The following is a 1,210-nucleotide window of genomic DNA, read 5'->3' as shown; positions in this document are numbered from 1 at the left end:
CGAGCGCCCCGGCACGCAGCCGGGGCCCTCGTCGCGTGCGGCCCAGGCGCCCCGCTCGCTACATCCGCTCCCACTCGGGCCGGTCCGGAACGTCGTCGGGGGCCGGGACCTCGCGCTCGAGCATCGTGATCAGCCTCGGCAGCTCGTCGCTCACGACTGCCCAGACGATGCCCGGGTCGCTCTCGCGATAGCCGTGGACGAGCTGGTTGCGCATCTCCACGATGCCCGGCCAGTCGGTCTCCGCGAGATCGCGGCGGCACTCGTCGGAGACGCTCGATGCGGCTTCTCCGAGCAGGATGAGGCAGTGCTCGACGGCCGAGCGCAGCATGCGGTCGTTCCGGAATGCGTCGGCCTCGCTCTCGCTCACGAACACGTGGGCGCGCCGGGCCGCGAGCAGCATGTCCACGAGGTACGTCTCGTCACGCCACGAACACGACACGCGCACTCCCGAGGATCCGCCGCCGCCGCAGGTGGTTCTCGCCGCGCTCGACGCTCTCGCGCTCGACCAGGTCGACGGGCCTGCCCAGCATGCGACCGAGCTCCTGCTCCGCAGCGGCCAGCTCGCGGTAGCCGGGCCGGTGCCCGTCTTCGAATCGGGCGAGGAAGTCGACATCGCTGCCGGGCGCGAAGTCGGCGCGCAGTGCGGAGCCGAAGACGGCGAGTTCGGCGACGTGGTGCCGCCGGCAGAACTCCGTGAGTGCGCCGCGGTCGGTGCCGATGCGAGCGAGTAGTGCATCGGTCGCGTCCGGGATGGCCGGGGCTCCGTACGCGACTGCCGTCTCGGCCGCGAGCATGGCGGTGTCCGCGCTCGCGATGCCCAGCGCCCGCGCGACCGCTTCGACGCGCTCGAGCGTCGCGGTCCGGTACGCGGCGCGCTCCCACCGGGCGACCTGGGGCTGCGCGACCCCGAGCCGCTCGGCCAGTTCGCGCTGCGTGATGCCGAGCGACCTGCGCGCGGTGACGAGCGCAGCGCCGATGTCGGATGGAATGACCATGCCGGGATGATAACGCAGAGGGTATATGTGCGGCAAGCAAGGCGATAACGCAGAGCATATCATCGCAGGTGAAGCGGAACGGTCTTGCCGTAGCCGCTCTCCCTACGAGCAGCCGCCGCCCGTCATCGCGCACGGCGACGCGGCGCGGCGGGTGGGCGCGCCCACCTTGTGCACGCGCGCCTTCGGCCCCTTGTTGCCGAGGATGCACGTGGTGT

2 protein-coding genes are annotated in these 1,210 nt (G+C 71.8%); both read right to left on the bottom strand.

The window, feature by feature from the left end; all coding sequences use genetic code 11:
* Window positions 1-58 precede the first annotated feature (58 nt).
* Window positions 59-406, bottom strand: a complete 348-nt coding sequence (locus FDZ70_11010; protein ID TLM65593.1) for a DUF86 domain-containing protein — start codon at window positions 404-406, stop codon at window positions 59-61.
* A gap of 13 nt (window positions 407-419) precedes the next feature.
* Window positions 420-1,058 carry a helix-turn-helix domain-containing protein gene (locus FDZ70_11005; protein TLM65592.1) on the bottom strand — a complete coding sequence of 213 codons (639 nt, stop codon included), beginning with the start codon at window positions 1,056-1,058 and terminating at the stop codon, window positions 420-422.
* Between the last annotated feature and the right edge of the window lie 152 nt (window positions 1,059-1,210).

The organism is Actinomycetota bacterium, from assembly GCA_005774595.1.
Taxonomy (GTDB): Bacteria; Actinomycetota; Coriobacteriia; order Anaerosomatales; family D1FN1-002; genus D1FN1-002.
The sequence above is the reverse complement of the archived record's forward strand: the minus strand, read 5'-3'. Positions and strand labels throughout refer to the sequence as shown.

Coding starts and splice junctions, on each gene's coding strand:
- FDZ70_11005 (TLM65592.1), bottom strand. CDS start 1,058: ATGATATGCTCTGCGTTATCGCCTTGCTTGCCGCACATATACCCTCTG.